The sequence below is a fragment of the Pedobacter sp. PLR genome (assembly GCF_026239675.1).
Lineage (GTDB): Bacteria > Bacteroidota > Bacteroidia > Sphingobacteriales > Sphingobacteriaceae > Pedobacter.
Genome location: NZ_JAPIVQ010000006.1, coordinates 221,618 through 239,107, shown reverse-complemented (window position 1 = coordinate 239,107; position 17,490 = coordinate 221,618). Strand labels below are relative to the sequence as shown.

Genomic DNA, 17,490 nt, shown 5'->3' with positions numbered 1-17,490 from the left:
TCTTTTTTCACGTAAAAGTGTAAAAAAATTAAAAACGTATTGCACAACTCAATATTTATTTAAACCTTTGCGCCTCAACTATTTTAAAGAAGTATCAGACACAAGAAATGATTAAGCAAATTATACATAAACTTTCTATTGTAGAAGCAAAGAACATTGCTTCCAAAAGTCTGTTTATTGTCCGTTTGCGACCCATATTTTCTGTTACCACTAATCGGCAAAATTTCACGCCCCGGATTTGAATCATTTCTGAGTAACCCTCAGTACATTTCCATAGAGGATTGCCTCTTAAAAAACAATTAATCAGAACATTTATTTTTTTTCGTTAACCTATTAATGAATACAAACGATTTTATAGTGCAGGTTGCACTTCCTGAACATCGTGTCTTTGCCGAAGAAATTTGCGAAGAAATGGCCGAATCGGCCAAAGCACGTGGTACAGGTATCGCTAAACGCTCTCCGGAGTACGTTGCAGGTAAAATTTCGGATGGAAAATCTGTCATCGCTTTCCATAAAGATGGAAGCTGGGCAGGCTTCTGTTATATCGAAACCTGGAGTCATGGACAATTTGTGGCCAACTCTGGCCTCATCGTAAGTCCTAAATTCCGAAAGGCCGGACTGGCCCATGCCATCAAAGAAAAAATCTTCGCACTTTCCAGACAGAAATATCCGAAAGCTAAAATTTTCGGCCTGACCACTGGTCTGGCAGTCATGAAGATCAATTCTGACCTTGGCTATGAACCGGTTACCTACTCAGAACTTACCCAGGATGAAGATTTCTGGAAAGGGTGTCAAAGTTGCGTGAACTTTGAAATCCTGACGATGAAGGAACGTAAGAATTGCATGTGTACCGCAATGCTCTACGATCCTGCAACGCAAAAGCACGATGTGGCAAAGAAATTTGCAGAAGAATTAGCGCGAAAGCCGAAACTGTATGAACGCTTTATGCGCATCAAACAAAGACTGGTGTTAAAGCCTAAACCTTCGGGAAAAGGGGGATTAAAAGCCCTTGTATTATTGTTTACCTTTTTATTTAAATAGCTGTTATTTTAAGATGAAGAAAAAAGTTGTTTTAGCTTTTAGCGGAGGTTTGGATACTTCGTTTTGTTGTATTTATTTGGCACAGGATCGTGGAATGGAAGTTCACTCTGTGATTGTTAATACTGGTGGTTTTTCTGAGGAAGAATTGAAAGAGATTGAGAAACGTGCCTACGCTTTAGGAGTAGCTTCTCATGCGGTAGTAGACGAAACAGCCAATTATTATGATGGCTGTGTTAAATATTTAGTGTTCGGTAATGTGTTGAAAAATGCAACATACCCGCTTTCTGTAAGTGCAGAGCGTGTAAGTCAGGCAACAGCCATTGCGAACTATGTGAAAAAAATTGGTGCTGATTATGTTGCTCACGGTAGTACCGGTGCAGGAAATGATCAGGTACGTTTCGATATGATTTTCAATATCATCATCCCGAACGTAGAAATCATCACGCCAATCAGAGATTTGAAATTATCCCGCGAAGCGGAAATAGAATATTTAGCCAATCATGGCGTAGAATATAGTGCGGAAAAAGCAAGATACTCTATCAATAAAGGTTTATGGGGTACTTCAGTAGGAGGAAAGGAAACTTTAACTTCTAATGAAACTTTACCTGAAGAAGCATGGCCAACACAGGTTTCGGTTACGGAGCCACGTAAATTAGCGCTGACTTTCGAAAAAGGTGAGTTGGTAGGTATCGACGGAGAAACTTTAGCTCCGGTTGCAGCCATCCAAAAATTACAGGCGATTGCACAGCCTTACGGTATCGGAAGAGACATTCACGTTGGTGATACCATTATCGGTATCAAAGGTCGTGTAGGTTTTGAAGCTGCGGCGCCAATGGTGATCATCAAAGCACACCATACTTTAGAAAAACATACCTTGACCAAATGGCAGTTGTCATGGAAAGAGCAATTGGGTTCTTTTTATGGAAACTGGTTGCATGAAGGTCAGTTTCATGATCCGATTATGCGTAATATCGAAGCTTTCTTAGCCGATACGCAGAAAACAGTAAGCGGAAAAGTATTTGTAGAATTGCTGCCTTACCGTTTCCAGATTATCGGTATCGAGTCTGCGCATGATTTAATGAGCAATAAATTCGGTAGCTACGGCGAAATGAACAATGCATGGAGTGGTGAAGATGTGAAAGGTTTCTCTAAGATTTTTGGTAACCAGGTGATGATCTGGCACAAAGTGAACAGCGATGAGAGTTAGAGCAGGAATCGTTGGCGGTGCCGGTTACACCGGTGGTGAGATGCTGCGATTGCTGATCAACCACCCTTCGGTGGACATCGTTTTTGTAAATAGCAAAAGCAACGCCGGAAACCTGATCTCTGATGTACACACAGATCTTTTTGGAGATACTGACCTGCGTTTTACAGGTGAGTTGTCTTCGGATATTGATGTGCTGTTTTTATGTGTAGGTCATGGCGATGCGAAGAAGTTTTTAGAAGCCAATCCGGTTGCTGCGGGGATCAAAATTATTGACTTGAGTCAGGATTTTAGATTGAATGCTGCAGCGGGAGAAGATTGGGTTTATGGTTTACCAGAACTGAATCGCGAACGCATTAAAACCGCAGGTTATATTGCAAATCCAGGTTGCTTTGCCACTTGTATCCAGTTGGGATTATTGCCACTGGCGGCTAAAGGCTTGTTAAAAGGAGAAGTTCATGTGAACGCAACTACCGGTTCTACCGGCGCGGGACAAAGCCTTTCGGCAACTTCTCATTTCAGCTGGAGAAATAATAATCTGTCGATTTATAAAGCTTTTGATCACCAGCACCTGAATGAAATCGGCGAAAGCCTGATACAGATGGACCCAAATTTTGATGGCGTCCTGAATTTCATCCCACAACGTGGGGATTTTCCAAGAGGAATTCTGGCATCCATGTATGTGGAAAGCGAGCTGACAGCAGCGGAAGCGCAAACCTTGTATGAGGAATACTATGCGGCACATCCTTTCACGCATGTGAGTAAGAAAAATATAGATTTGAAACAGGTGGTGAACACAAATAAAGCATTGGTGCATGTAGAAAAACATGGCAATAAGCTGTTTGTGATCAGTATCATCGATAATTTATTAAAAGGGGCGAGCGGACAAGCAGTGCAGAATATGAACTTGATTTTTGGACTGGAAGAGCGGCAGGGTCTGGCGCTTAAAGCAGCAGGGTTTTAATTAAATCCCGCTGTACTGAACGTTGTTCAGGAACCGTTTAATCTTTTGATCACCTATTCAAACCTTTGAAAAATGAACTTATTTGACGTATACCCGTTAAACAATATTGAAATCGTAAAAGCCGCAGGTAGCACCGTTTGGGATGCCGATGGCCAGGAATATTTAGACCTTTATGGCGGCCATGCCGTGATTTCTATCGGTCATACCCACCCTCACTATGTGAAAAGACTGACCGATCAGTTGAATAAAGTAGGTTTTTATTCTAATTCCGTTAAAATTCCTTTGCAGGTAGAACTGGCTGAAAAGCTGGGAAAAGTATCTGGAAAAGTAGATTATCAGCTGTTTTTATGTAATTCAGGCGCAGAAGCAAATGAAAATGCCTTGAAATTAGCATCTTTCTATAACGGTCGTAAAAAAATTATTGCCTTCAAAGGCGCCTTCCACGGAAGAACTTCCTTAGCAGTTGCCGCTACTGATAACCCTAAAATTATTGCACCGGTTAATGAAACGGAAAATGTTGTTTTCCTTCCTCATAATGACGAGGCAGCTTTAGAGGCAGCTTTTGCATCCTTCGGAAACGAGGTTTGCGCCGTAATTATTGAAGGTATTCAAGGTGTGGGTGGCATTAAAGAGGCTTCTGTAAGCTTCCTTCAAAAGATCCGTTCGCTTTGCGATCAGTATGATGCCCTTTATATCGCCGATAGCGTACAATGTGGCTATGGCAGAACAGGGGAATTCTATGCTCATGATTATGCCGGCGTAGTAGCTGATGTGTATACGATGGCAAAAGGAATGGGCAATGGTTTTCCGGTAGCCGGAATCTCTATCGCTCCGAAATTTAAACCATGGCATGGGATGTTAGGCACTACTTTCGGTGGTAATCACCTGGCTTGTGCCGCTGCTCTGGCAGTACTGGAGATTATGGATCAGGATCAGCTGATGAAAAATGCAGCAGAAATTGGTACCTATCTGATTTCGGAACTTCAGAAAATTGAAGGGGTAAAAGAGGTTCGTGGTCGTGGTCTGATGATCGGGATCGAACTTCCGGAAAGCTTGCCAAACGTAAAGAAAGATTTGTTGTTTAAGCACCATATCTTTACTGGTGAGGCTAAGCCTAATGTAATCAGATTGTTGCCGGCTTTGAATTTAACAAAAGCACAGGCAGATCAGTTCTTAACCCATTTTAAAACTGCATTAACAGGATCATAAGATGAAACAATTCACTTCAGTAAATGATGTTGAAGACATCAAAGAGTTAGTAGAAGCGGCATTGGCCTTGAAAAAGGACCCTTATGCGCATCAGGAATTAGGAAAGAACAAGACTTTAGGTCTGGTTTTTCTGAACCCTAGCTTGCGCACCCGCTTAAGTACGCAAAAAGCTGCCTTGAATCTGGGTATGAATGTGATGGTGATGAATATGGACAAGGAAGGCTGGGCATTGGAAACACGTGATGGTGTGGTAATGAACGGTACAACTGTAGAACATATCAGGGAGGCTGCCGCTGTAATGGGGCAGTATTGTGATGTATTGGGATTACGTTCTTTTCCGAAGTTAGTGAACAGGGAAGAAGATTATAACGAAGAGTTTTTTAATAAATTTATCAGCTATTGCGGCGTTCCGGTAGTAAGTCTGGAAAGTGCTACGCGTCACCCTTTACAAAGTCTGGCGGATCTGGTAACGATAAAAGAAACCTGGAAAGGTAGCAAAAAGCCGAAAGTAGTTTTAGCCTGGGCGCCACATATCAAGGCTTTGCCGCAAGCAGTGCCGAATTCTTTTTCGGAATGGATGTGTAAAGCACAAGAAGAGGGAATCCTGGATTTCACAATTGTGCAGCCGGTAGGTTATGAGCTTTCAAAGGATTTTACGCCAGGTGCGAATATCAGTCATAATATAGAGGAGGCTTTGCAGGATGCCGATTATATCTATGTGAAAAACTGGTCCAGCTATAAGCAATATGGAAAGGTCCTGCCTTTCCCGGAAGGTTGGATGATTACTAATGAGCGGCTAAAAGTGACAAATGATGCGAAAGTGATGCATTGCTTGCCTGTGCGCCGGGATCTGGAGTTGTCATCTGAAGTATTGGACGGACCAAATTCTTTGGTGATACAGGAAGCAGGAAATCGCTTGTGGGCCGCGCAGGCAGTCCTGAAAGCAGTTTTGGAAGATTTATAAATGACATAGGGGATGCCGGAATAAATCCGGCATCCCTTTTTTTATATGGCTTGGTTTTCCGGAATACTGAGGTCCGGTGTTAACGGAAAGCCTCAGGTGTTTTCCCGGTTTGTAATCCCGGGTTCCTGAATTGCCACAAACAAAAATCTGCGGGAATAAAAAGGTAACCAGCCCTGTAAGGGCTGAAATATGGAAAAAATTTGGAATAGAAATGAAGAAACTAAGTGTAATTAAAATCGGCGGAAATGTAATTGACAATTCGGAGAAACTGCATCAGTTCTTACTGGACTTTAATGCGCTTCCCGGAGATAAGATTTTAATTCATGGAGGGGGTAAAATTGCGACTGAACTTGGAGTTTCCCTTGGCATAGAAGCGAAAATGGTAGAAGGCCGGCGCATTACAGATATTGAAACGCTGAGAGTCGTAACGATGGTGTACGCCGGTCTGATTAACAAAAATATGGTGGCACAATTGCAGGCGAAAGGTTGTAATGCAATCGGCCTTACCGGTGCCGATGGAAACATCATCAAGGCGGTTAAACGCCCCGTAAAAGATATTGACTATGGTTTTGTAGGTGACCTGGATGACCATTCTGTGGATTCCGGAACCTTAGATAGTCTGATGAAAGCTGGATTAGTACCCGTTTTATGTGCGATTACGCATGATGGCGAAAGTCAGTTGTTAAATACCAATGCGGATACAATTGCTTCTGCGGTAGCCGTAGCAATGTCTGATTTATACGATACCGTATTGGTGTACTGTTTTGAAAAAAGAGGCGTGATGCGCGATATAGAGGATGATAATTCCTTAGTTCCTGAGATCAGAATGCAGGAGTTTGAAGGATTAAAGTCCGAAGGGGTCGTATCCGGCGGAATGATTCCGAAATTACACAATGCCTTTGAAGCGATAAAAAAAGGAGTGAACGCGGTTTATATCGGCAAGGCTGATGAGCTTCCTCAGTTAAATGAACAGGGTTTTGGAACCCGTTTAATCATTTAACTACCTTTGAACACCTACAATCAATCAACCAACCAACCATATTAAAGATGAAACAGTTTAACGGCAATATCGCCATTTTAGGAAGCGGAAATATCGGCATTTCTTTGGCCAGGGGACTAGTGAAAGCAAATTATGCAAGCCCGGGTCAGATTAGTTTGACCAGGAGAAACATCGACAATTTAGCCCCCTTTGTGGAACAAGGCTTTATCGTTAGTGGCGATAATGCGGCAGTTGTTGCGCATGCAGACGTGATTGTGCTGGCAGTTTTGCCCCAGCAGTTGAACCAGTTAATGGATCAGATTCGCCCTGCGGTAGACCTGAAAAAACATCTTTTTATCTCGGTGGCCTCCGGTGTCAGCTGCGCAGACATCAGAAGTAAACTGGGCGAAGAAGCACAGGTGGTTCGTGCAATGCCAAATACGGCCATCGCCATCGGACAGTCCATGACTTGCATTGCTACCGATCAGGCTTCTGCCGAATATATGGAAGAGGTAACCCGAATGTTTGAAACCGTAGGTGCGGTAGTGAAAATAAATGAAGACTTAATGACAGCCGCTACAGCACTTTGTGCCTGTGGAATTGCTTTCTTTTTAAGGGGGATCAGGGCCGCTTCGCAAGGAGGGGTAGAAATAGGTTTCCATGCGGATGAAGCGTTGAAAATGGCGGTTCAGACGGCAAAAGGAGCCGCAGACCTGCTGTTACAGATGCAGTCGCACCCGGAACAGGAAATAGATAAAGTAACTTCGCCGAAAGGCTGTACCATTGCCGGATTAAATGAGATGGAGCACAATGGCTTTAGCTCCTCTTTGATTAAAGGCATCAAGCTGTCGGCACAAAAAGCCGGCGCTTTATATACCAAAGAATAAAAAATTATGATAGAACAACTGCAAAAAGATAGTTTAGAACTGTTGAAACAATTGATTAGCATCTCCTCATTTTCTAAAGAAGAAGATCAGACCGCTGATGTAATTGAACAGTTTTTGCAGACGCGCGACATAAAAACTCTGCGCAAATTGAATAATGTGTGGGCTTACAACAAGCATTTTGATCCGAAAAAGCCAACCATGCTTTTAAATTCGCATCATGATACGGTGAAGCCAAATTCGGGCTATACACGCGATCCTTTCGCGCCAACCGTTGAAGACGGTAAATTGTATGGATTGGGGAGTAATGATGCAGGAGGATGCCTTGTTTCGCTTATAGCAACCTTTCTTTACTTCTATGAGCAGGAGGGTTTAAGTTATAATGTGTGTCTGGCAGCTACCGCAGAGGAGGAAATCTCCGGAAATAACGGTCTGGAGTATGTGCTTCCGGAACTTGGTGAACTGGAATTTGCAATCGTAGGGGAGCCTACTTTAATGAATTTAGCGATCGCAGAACGCGGTTTGCTGGTTTTAGATTGTGTGACTACCGGAAAGGCAGGCCATGCCGCCCGCGAAGAAGGCGACAATGCGATTTATAAAGCTTTGAAAGATATAGATTGGTTCCGCAATTACCGTTTTTCTAAGGTATCGGAAATGTTTGGCCCTTTGAAAATGTCGGTGACGATTATCAATGCAGGCTCTCAGCATAATGTAGTACCCGCAACTTGTACGTTTACCGTAGATGTGAGGGTAACCGATGCCTATGCAAATGAAGAGGTTTTGAAAATTATCAGAACAAATGTGGATTGCAAGGTTACGCCAAGGTCAGTTCGTTTGAAGCCTTCTTCAATTGATAAGGAACATCCGATTGTGCTTTCCGGAATTGCATTAGGCAGAACAACTTATGGTTCTCCGACAACTTCTGATCAGGCGCTATTGAGCATCCCTTCTTTGAAAGTCGGGCCTGGTGATTCTGCACGCTCTCATATGGCAGACGAATATGTGTTTGTAAATGAAGTAGAAGAAGGAATTAAGTTGTATATCGAAATGTTAAAACCAGTAATTAACGGGAAATAGGGCTGATCAGCAGGGCTCCGATGTTTTACATCAGGTATTCCGGCTAGATTTATTTTGACATAAATGAACAGGGCGCAACACTGATCTGGTGTTGCGCCCTGTTTTTATGATAACCCTTTTCGTTCCTGTCTAAGATGATTGCTGGTTATTGTTCTTCAGCGTTTTCAAATGCTCTGGTTTCCAGGTGTTTTTCCATATCTGAACGGTTGATTCCCCTGGCCCACCACTCCGGTGCCGCCTTATCTTTTAACATGTAATCGAAATATTCCATCATACGAACGGCATAATCTTTTCGGTTCGGCAATTTGGCGATTCCATGATTTTCTCCGCGATATGTGATCATCACGACTGGTTTATTGAGTCTTCTAAGCCCGTTATAGTACTCAATACCTTGTGTATAGTCCACCGCGCCATCTTTGTCGTTGTGCAGCAACAACAATGGTGTTTGTACTTTTTTGATGTGGTATATCGGAGAGTTTCTTGTAAAAGCATCCCAGTTGTCCCAGTATCCAGGTGTTAATCTGCCCTGACTCGCTTCAAAAATCGCCTGGTTTGTACCGCCACTATTCCAGTAAATCAGACTATACATACTGATCATATTGGTTAACGGAGCACCTGCCGCTGCGGCTTTGAAAATGTTGGTTTGAGTAATCAGGAAGGAAGTCTGATAACCTCCCCAGGAATGTCCATGGATGGCCACCTTTTTCTCATCAACGATGCCGGTAGCAATCGCTGCTTTTACCGCGGGAACCACACAGGCAACCGACGACATCCCCGGATCGTTTAATTTATACTTGATATCGGGCATTAAAACAGCATAACCATTGCTGGTGTACATTGCTCTGTTGAAACCTCCGCCAGGGAACCCGGGCATAGCGTAACTATTCATCTGATCTGTTAAACGCTCGTAGATGTAAGTGATGGTCGGGTAACTTTTCCCTTCCTGATAGTTGGCAGGGAGGTATAAAACTGCCTGCAAACTATCACCGTTAGCACTCACATAGTTGATGAGCTTAACACCTTTAGACCAGGCATATTTTTCCTGATCAGGTGTGTTTTTAGTAAGCTGTTTAGCACTGGCAAGATTAGCCGAAGTAGTCGCATAAACTTCCGATGATTCTTCATTGTTCTGTTTCATGTAAATGAAAACATTTCCATCAGTAGCTTTGCTTAATCCTCCGTAAAGATGATCATCTATGAAAAGGGGCTTAATGCTGGTCTTGCCGGCTTCTAACAGGCCAATTCCTGCTTTTTTATTCTGGCTATTGAAAATAATAAAGTATTGGTCTTTACTCAGGTCTGTTCCTTTCTCTTTCGGGTAGTTGAAGGATTTTCCCTGAACCTCCTGCTTTTTGCTTTTCCAGTTGTCAGTAAGAGAAACCGCAGTTTTTCCATCCGCAGAAATACGCCAGAGGTCGTAATTGTCTTTGATCAGCGCATATTTAGAATCCGCAGACCAGCCGAAATTGGAAGTCGAAGGTTTAAGTACATTATGATCATCCATTTCATCTACAAAAGAGGCTTTGATGTTTTGGGTCAGGTTGTATTGCTTGCCGGTTTCCAGATTGATGCTGTAAAAGGCCCCATCTTTGCTGAAACTGGCCCATTTGCCGTTTGGAGCCATGCTCAACATGCCCCTGCCTTCGGTATAGAACTTTTCGAAAACACGTTTTTTAGTGCCTGTTTTTAGGTCGGTTACGTAGATGTCGGTATAGCCTTGTCCGTCCAGATTGCCCATTAATTCATACTTGGAGTCGTCGTAACCGATGGCATATAGGTTTTTTGGGCCCATGACAATGGTTTTTAACGCGCTATCCGCCAGCTGACTGAATTTCTGATCCGCAATACGGTAAGCACTAAGGTAGCTGTAGTTCTTATCTCTGGTTTCCTGGGTTTGTTGCGCAGATTGAAGGCGCTTGTCCTGCCAGTTCCAAATGATCATATCTGGTTTTTCAATATCTGCTTTTGCCAGGGATTTGTTGTCCGCTTTGGATTTTACAGTGCTGTCTGCTTTAGACTTCCCTGCGCTGTCTGTCCGGGCTTTGTTTGCAGCAACAGTTTTCGCTACGTTATTTCCGGATTTATCTTTATCGGTACTATCCGCTTTCTTTTCCTGAGTGCTGATGCCAAAAAATAGCGTAGTCTGGTCTTCTGACCAGTAAGGCGTACCATTACCGCTGACTCCCATCGTGTTTGGGAAGTTTTTAACAGTCAGGCCACTGAAGGTGATCTTGTTGCTCAGTTCTCCGGCAATTTTATTGATCCCGATGACGGTAAATACTGCTTCTTTATATTTTTCATTTTTGTTGGATCTGAGCAAGGCAAATGCGTCGCCATTCTCATTCCAGTTGATGCTTTTATAATTTGCTTTGTCATTTTCTATGGCCGTGATGAGCCCGGTTTTCATGTCTCTGATGAAAATTCCGTTTCCATTTTGTCCGCTGGCATCAATGATATAGGCCAATACAGTTCCCGCCTTATTGAAGGAATATTCGGATACATTCCCCAGATTGAAGCTCTTTTTTGTATTCAATTGATAGAGTAAAAGATCGGTTCCTTTCGGAGCGTCTTTATCTTTTGAGGCGTTCTCCACTGCGGTAAAATGAATCGCCAGCCATTCCGGGTTATCCGCAGAAAAACTGAAAGTCTTTACTTTTTCAAAAGTTGTCTTTTGATTGGCTGGTAAGGAGACGACCACCAGCTGATCGTAAAGTGGTTTCATGGTTTTCTTTACCGCTTTGACTTCCGCATCCTTCGCAGACACTTTAAATGCAGCGTATCTGGAGTCTTTAGAATAGACTACGCCCGAAGCTGTGGCCCCAATCGGGTAACTGAAGTTGCTGGTGTCGGAAACTTTTCTGATGACCGTCTGAAGGTCACCTTCGGTAGGCCCTTTTGCCCAGGATAGCCATTGGCCGTTAGGAGAGAGGCTATAAGTGTTACTTCTGATGAAATTCCATTTGGAAACATCTTTCCAGCTCAATGCCGGTTTCTGCTGCGCGAGAACCTCCGATGTGAAAGGTAGGATCAACAGTAAGAGCGCATACTTGATTCTGTTCATTATGGTTAAAGGTTTCTACTAAATTATTGTTTTAGTTTAACAATATTCTAATGTGACAAGAATATTGTACAGTCCTCCTTTGTAGCGTAATTATTGTATTTTTGCAAAATACCTTTAGCCTTTAAAGAACCTAAACAATAGATTGATAAATGAAGATTTGGCAAAAAAACGTAGACGTAAATAAGGATATTGAAACTTTCACTGTTGGTAAAGACAGGGAACTGGATTTACAAATGGCAGCTTTCGATGTATTAGGCTCTTTAGCCCATGTAGAAATGCTGGAAAGTATCGGACTGCTAACCGCGTCAGAGCTATTAGAAATACAACTAGAACTAAAACATATTTACGCGGATATCGCCGCAGGGAAATTCACTATTGATGATACCGTAGAAGATGTACACTCGCAGGTAGAATGGTTGCTGACACAACGTATCGGTGAAGCAGGAAAGAAAATCCATAGTGGACGCTCCCGTAATGATCAGGTTCTGGTAGATTTAAAACTTTATTTCAGAAGCTGTATCGAAGAGATGGTGGGCAATACAACTGTACTTTTTGAACAACTTATTGAACTGAGTAATACCCATAAAGACAAATTACTTCCCGGATATACGCATTTACAGATCGCCATGCCTTCTTCTTTTGGTCTTTGGTTCGGCGCTTACGCCGAAAGTCTGGTAGATGATATGGAAATGATGCTTGCCGCGTATAAGATTTGTAACAAGAACCCATTGGGCTCAGCAGCAGGTTACGGCTCTTCTTTCCCTTTAAACAGAACGATGACCACGGAATTACTAGGCTTCGAAAGACTCAACTATAATGTGGTTTACGCGCAGATGGGCAGAGGAAAAACGGAACGTGTATTGGCGCAGGCCATGTCTTCTGTAGCCGCTTCACTGGCTAAAATGGCCATGGATGTTTGCTTGTTTATCAACCAAAACTTCGGATTTATCAGTTTCCCTGATGAGTTAACAACCGGCTCGAGCATCATGCCTCATAAAAAGAACCCCGATGTTTTTGAACTGATCCGTTCCAGATGTAATAAAATTCAGGCCCTGCCGAATGAAATTGCATTGATGACGACCAATTTGCCTTCCGGTTACCACAGGGATCTGCAATTGCTGAAAGAAAACCTTTTCCCTGCCATTACTTCTCTGAATGAATGTCTGGAAATGACCACTTATATGCTGCAACATATCCGCATTAAAGATGATATCCTTGCGGATAAAAAATATGCTTACCTATTCAGCGTTGAGGTAGTAAATGAACTGGCTTTAAAAGGAATTCCTTTTAGAGAAGCCTATAAAATTGTTGGAGAAACGATTGAAAATGGCACATTCTCGCCTTCTACACAAGTAAATCATACCCATGAAGGGAGCATTGGAAATCTTTGTAATCCCGAAATTAAAGGAATGATGAATGAAGTGCTCTCCCAGTTTAAATTTGAGAAAACGACTGCCGCAATTGAAAAGTTGCTGGCTTAATTATTCATATATAAATAAAATACAATGAAAGTATCAGTATTAGCTAACACGCTCATCGGTTCGGAAATCATTAAAATTGGAAACGAAGTCAATGAAATGAAGCGAAAGGGTGCAAATATTGCAAACCTGACCATCGGTGATTTCGACCCTTCTATTTTCCCGATTCCCGCTGAGCTGAAAGAGGAGATTATTGATGCTTATCACCAAAATCAAACCAATTACCCGCCTGCGGATGGTATTTTGCCATTACGCGAAACGGTAGTAGGGGTTTTAAAAGACAGGTATGCGTTAAGCTATACTACTCAGGATATCCTGGTTGCAGGCGGCTCCCGCCCTTTAATTTATGCAACTTACCTGGCCTTGATCGATCCCGGAGATAAAGTGATTTATCCGGCACCATCATGGAATAACAACCACTATTGTCACCTTTCTTCCGCAAACGGAGTTGCTGTGGAAACCACGGTTGAGAATAATTTTATGCCTACTGCAGCACAGCTAAAACCTCATTTGAAAGGCGCAACTTTACTGGCTTTATGTTCTCCGCTGAATCCTACAGGGACAATGTTTACCAAAGCGCAGCTCGAAGAGATCTGTGATGTTGTTATTGCAGAAAATGACAGCAGATCTCCGGATGAAAAGCCATTGTACATCATGTACGACCAGATTTATTCGCTGTTAACTTTCGGTAAGGAGCACATCAATCCGGTAAGCTTACGTCCCGAACTGAAAGATTATGTGATTTATATCGATGGAATTTCTAAATGTTTGTCCGCTACCGGAGTTCGTGTAGGATGGGCTTTCGGACCAGAAAAGATCGTTGGTAAAATGAAATCAATATTGGGTCATATCGGAGCCTGGGCGCCTAAAGCAGAACAGGTGGCCGTTGCAAAGTATTTTAAAAATGCAACGCTGGTAGATCAATACCTGACCTCATTTAAAAAACAAGTTCAAAATAGCCTTGACGCACTTTATAATGGTTTTCAGCAATTGAAAACGGAAGGTTTTGCTGTAGATGCAGTGATTCCTATGGGGGCAATTTACCTGACGCTAAAAATCGATTATATCGGAAAAACTACGCCGGAAGGTGAAGTGTTGAAAAATAGCGCAGATGTGAATTTCTACCTGATTAAAGAAGCTCAGGTGGCATTGGTTCCTTTCTCCGCGTTTGGAACAGATGAAACCGTAGACTGGTTCCGCGCTTCTGTTGGAGGTTGCTCTTTGAGTGATATTGAAAACATGATTCCAAGAATCAAAACTGCTTTGAGTAAATTGAAGTAATGAAGCTTTCATTTAGAGTCAGCGAATAAATATCGCAATATCCTAAATGAAAACCTGCTGATAAAAGAAATGCCCCCAAAAGTTTGGGGGCATTTTTGTTGAGGTTCAGCTTGAAGCGGAATATTTTAACAGCCTATTTAAACTCCGAAGTTTTGTGGAATTCAATATCCGGATAATCGCGCATGGTCATATTGATCATGAAATCATTATCCGCAAGGAATACCGGATTGCCATCCTTATCCTCACCAATATGTTGTTGTTTCCTTTTCAGGAATTCTTCTAATTTTTTCTTGTCTTTAGAGGTAACCCAGTTCGAACGACCATAACTCAAAGTACGGAAATGTGCTTTTGCACCATATTCATGCTCCAGACGGAAAGCGATTACCTCAAACTGAAGCTCACCCACCGCACCAATAATCTTACGGTTACCTGGTTGTGCAGTGAATAATTGTGCTACACCTTCTTCTGTAAGCTGCTGTATGCCTTTTTCCAGTTGTTTTGTGCGCAATGGATCTTTGTTCTCTACTTCCTTAAATATCTCAGGAGAGAAGCTGGGAATGCCTTTAAATTTCAATTGTTCGCCTTCAGTTAAGGTGTCTCCAATTTTAAAGTTTCCACTGTCGTATAGTCCGACAACATCTCCGGGCCATGCTTCTTCTACAATACTTTTTTCATTGGCCATGAAATCCATCGGATTGGAGAATTTTAGTTTTTTGCCCTGACGGGTATGGTAATAGAATTTATTACGCTCAAACTTACCGGAGCAAACCCTTAAAAAGGCAATACGGTCACGGTGTTTCGGATCTAAGTTGGCATGTATTTTAAATACAAAACCACTGAAGTTCTTTTCATCTACTTTCACTTCACGTTCTTCTGCTTCCCTGCTTCTAGGGCTGGGAGCAACCTGAACGAAAGTATCCAGCAATTCTTTAATCCCGAAGTTATTGATTGCACTACCAAAAAACACAGGGGCAAGTAAGCCTTCCGTGTACATGCTTTTGTCTAGCTGACCATAAACACCTTCCACCAACTCCAGTTCGCTTTTCAGGCCATCCAGTTCTTTTGGTTTCAGGAAGTTATTCAGATTAGGATCATTCAGGTCATTTACCTGAATAACTGACTCGCTGATTTTGGTTTTATCCGCCTCAAAAAGATTCAGGTGCTTGTTGTATATGCTATACACCCCTTTGAATGTATGCCCCTGGCCAATTGGCCATGACAAAGGACAAAGACTGATGTTCAGTTTATTCTCAATTTCGTCCAGCAAGTCGAAAGCATCCTTACCTTCCCTGTCCATCTTATTGATAAAGATGATTACCGGAGTATTTCGCATGCGGCAAACTGCCATCAATTTTTCAGTCTGCTCTTCCACACCCTTTACACAGTCGACCACCAGGATAACACTATCTACAGCAGATAAAGTACGGTAAGTATCTTCCGCGAAGTCCTTGTGGCCCGGCGTATCTAATATATTAATGCGTTTTCCACTATATTCAAAGCCCATTACTGAGGTAGCCACGGAAATTCCACGCTGTTTCTCAATTTCCATAAAATCGGAAGTATTGCTTTGGTTGGCCTTGTTGCGTTTAACCGCCCCGGCTGTATTAATTGCACCTCCAAAGAGTAAAAACTTCTCTGTAAGGGTAGTTTTACCGGCATCGGGGTGACTGATAATAGCGAATGTTTTTCGTTTTTCTATTTCTGGGTGAATCATAAAGAATTAAGCCTGTTGTGCTTGATGAGGCTGCAAAGATAAATATAATATATAAAAGAAATCGTATCGCTTCCTATAGCGTTGCGGATCAGCAAAAGGGGGCAAAAAAAAACCGGCCATTTTAGCCGGTTTTTAATGATTTTCAAAAGCTTATCCTCCTCTTCCACCTCTGGAAGATCTTCCTCCTTCGGAACGGCCTTCGCTGCTTCTACCTTCAGAACGGGGAGGGGAACTTTGACGCTCCTGTCTTTCCATTCTCTGAGGCTGTGCCTGCTGTTGCCTTTGTGGCTCCGGTTGGCGTTGCTGTTGAGGCTGCTGTTGCTGAGGCGCTGGCCTTTCTCTTCTTTCCATCCTTTGAGGCTGTGCCTGTGGTTGCCTTTGTGGTTCCGGCTGGCGTTGCGGTTGCTGTTGAGGCTGTTGCTGAGGCGCTGGCCTTTCTCTTCTTTGCTCACGTTGGGGTCTGGCTTCAGGCTGTTGGGTCGGCTGCTGAGACGCTGGTTGCTGTTGCGGAATGTTTTGCGAAGCATCCGGCACTCTTGACCGGCGATTTTCTCTACCAGTATTCGTACGCTCAGGTTGCGATGGATTTACCTCAGGATTCCTGTTTGGTAAAGTCGCAGGTCTGTTATTCTCTCTTGATGGCCTGTTGTTGCCAGTGTTCTCTCCCGAAGGCCTGTTGTTCGTCGGTGGATTTACATTTGCGTTCTCCCGATTCCCTCTTCCGGTACGATCTGTGCCAGGATTTCTATTTCCAGCCGTACCCTCATTTCTGGATGTACGGTCAATAGCGGAAGAATTTCCCGGCGAAGTACGATCACCTCTGGTTAAGTTTGCATCGCCTTTAATGGCGTTTCTAGGTGCCTGAACTGTTCCTCTCTCCGTTCTCGAGGCTCTTGGGTTGTAAATATTCAGTTCATTTCCTCTGATCTCACTTCTTCCCGCTCTGTCGGTTCTGTTGACACGATAAACTGGTACTTCACCTCTGGTTGCACGTCTTACGTCGTCTACCCTCGGACCAGTATAATAAGTTCTTCTTCCCCTCACATATGTATTGTTAATGATGGTTGTATGGTGGATAATCGTTACGTTTCTGCGGGAATAATACCTTGGGAACCTATCGTAATAAATGTTTGCCTGAGGGATAAATACCCACCAGTTATCAGGAATACCAATATTGATGTTAATATTGAACCCCGGACTTAAAGGCGCCCATCCATAATATCCGCCACCGCTTCTCCAGCTTACCCAGGCCGGACCCCATACGGTATCCGGAATCCATAACCACTGTCTGTAACGGTTATACACCCATCTTCCATAGTGAAACGGTGCCCATCCCCATTCATAATCAGACACCCAGGTATTCCCATATTCGGTCATTGCCCATCGGCCATTGCTATAATAAGGTCTAAAATCTTCCTGGTCAACGTCAGGTCTCCAGACATACCCATACTGTGGGTCCTGTATCCAGGTACCGTAAGGAGAAAGCTCGTCATAAAATGACTGGAGCGATACATCCTCGTCTTGCGCCAGAGCGCGTTGCGTGAAACCGGTCACCAGGAGCAGTAGCCCCAGCAGAATTGCCGGTAATTTGATTAACTTTTTCATCTCTGTGTGTGTTTAATTTACCTAACGCT

General features: G+C 43.0%; 13 protein-coding genes. 10 read left to right on the top strand and 3 right to left on the bottom strand.

All coding sequences use genetic code 11. The annotated features are described in order from the left end of the window. Positions 1 to 336 precede the first annotated feature (336 nt). The 8 genes from OQX61_RS16335 to OQX61_RS16300 all read left to right on the top strand — a co-directional run bounded on the left by OQX61_RS16335 (position 337) and on the right by OQX61_RS16300 (position 8,322). Positions 337 to 1,041, top strand: a complete 705-nt coding sequence (locus OQX61_RS16335) for a GNAT family N-acetyltransferase (protein WP_265842865.1) — start codon at positions 337 to 339, stop codon at positions 1,039 to 1,041. Positions 1,042 to 1,054: 13 nt separating this feature from the next. Further along, positions 1,055 to 2,248, top strand: a complete 1,194-nt coding sequence (gene argG, locus OQX61_RS16330; RefSeq protein WP_265842864.1) for an argininosuccinate synthase — start codon at positions 1,055 to 1,057, stop codon at positions 2,246 to 2,248. Next, positions 2,238 to 3,209 (top strand): N-acetyl-gamma-glutamyl-phosphate reductase, encoded by a 972-nt coding sequence (gene argC / locus OQX61_RS16325; protein ID WP_265842863.1) that lies wholly within the window; start codon positions 2,238 to 2,240, stop codon positions 3,207 to 3,209. The genes argG and argC overlap by 11 nt, the downstream gene beginning before the upstream one ends. Before the next feature lie 72 nt (positions 3,210 to 3,281). Then, entirely contained in the window at positions 3,282 to 4,418 is a 1,137-nt protein-coding gene (locus OQX61_RS16320; RefSeq protein ID WP_265842862.1) for an aminotransferase class III-fold pyridoxal phosphate-dependent enzyme, read from the top strand. 1 nt (position 4,419) lies between these two features. After that, positions 4,420 to 5,382: an acetylornithine carbamoyltransferase gene (locus OQX61_RS16315; protein WP_265842861.1), complete on the top strand. Its 963-nt coding sequence runs from the start codon at positions 4,420 to 4,422 to the stop codon at positions 5,380 to 5,382. A gap of 211 nt (positions 5,383 to 5,593) precedes the next feature. After that, positions 5,594 to 6,382 (top strand): acetylglutamate kinase, encoded by a 789-nt coding sequence (gene argB / locus OQX61_RS16310; RefSeq protein WP_265842860.1) that lies wholly within the window; start codon positions 5,594 to 5,596, stop codon positions 6,380 to 6,382. Positions 6,383 to 6,429: 47 nt separating this feature from the next. Then, positions 6,430 to 7,248, top strand: a complete 819-nt coding sequence (gene proC, locus OQX61_RS16305; protein WP_265842859.1) for a pyrroline-5-carboxylate reductase — start codon at positions 6,430 to 6,432, stop codon at positions 7,246 to 7,248. A gap of 6 nt (positions 7,249 to 7,254) precedes the next feature. Then, entirely contained in the window at positions 7,255 to 8,322 is a 1,068-nt protein-coding gene (locus OQX61_RS16300; RefSeq protein WP_265842858.1) for a M20 family metallo-hydrolase, read from the top strand. 145 nt (positions 8,323 to 8,467) lie between these two features. On the opposite strand, the gene OQX61_RS16295 is transcribed toward OQX61_RS16300, so the two are convergent. Beyond that, positions 8,468 to 11,383 (bottom strand): prolyl oligopeptidase family serine peptidase, encoded by a 2,916-nt coding sequence (locus tag OQX61_RS16295; RefSeq protein WP_265842857.1) that lies wholly within the window; start codon positions 11,381 to 11,383, stop codon positions 8,468 to 8,470. 149 nt (positions 11,384 to 11,532) lie between these two features. Between OQX61_RS16295 and argH the strand changes: the two genes are divergently transcribed. Beyond that, positions 11,533 to 12,864, top strand: coding sequence for an argininosuccinate lyase (gene argH, locus OQX61_RS16290; RefSeq protein ID WP_265842856.1), 1,332 nt, complete (start codon positions 11,533 to 11,535; stop codon positions 12,862 to 12,864). Between the two features lie 24 nt (positions 12,865 to 12,888). Continuing rightward, a complete protein-coding gene (locus OQX61_RS16285) occupies positions 12,889 to 14,142 on the top strand; it encodes an aminotransferase class I/II-fold pyridoxal phosphate-dependent enzyme (RefSeq protein WP_265842855.1) in 1,254 nt (417 codons plus the stop codon). A gap of 133 nt (positions 14,143 to 14,275) precedes the next feature. Here the strand turns inward: OQX61_RS16285 and OQX61_RS16280 are convergent, their stop codons facing one another. Further along, a complete protein-coding gene (locus OQX61_RS16280) occupies positions 14,276 to 15,856 on the bottom strand; it encodes a peptide chain release factor 3 (protein ID WP_265842854.1) in 1,581 nt (526 codons plus the stop codon). Between the two features lie 150 nt (positions 15,857 to 16,006). Continuing rightward, on the bottom strand, positions 16,007 to 17,461 hold the full coding sequence (locus OQX61_RS16275) for a DUF6600 domain-containing protein (protein WP_265842853.1): 1,455 nt from the start codon (positions 17,459 to 17,461) through the stop codon (positions 16,007 to 16,009). Between the last annotated feature and the right edge of the window lie 29 nt (positions 17,462 to 17,490).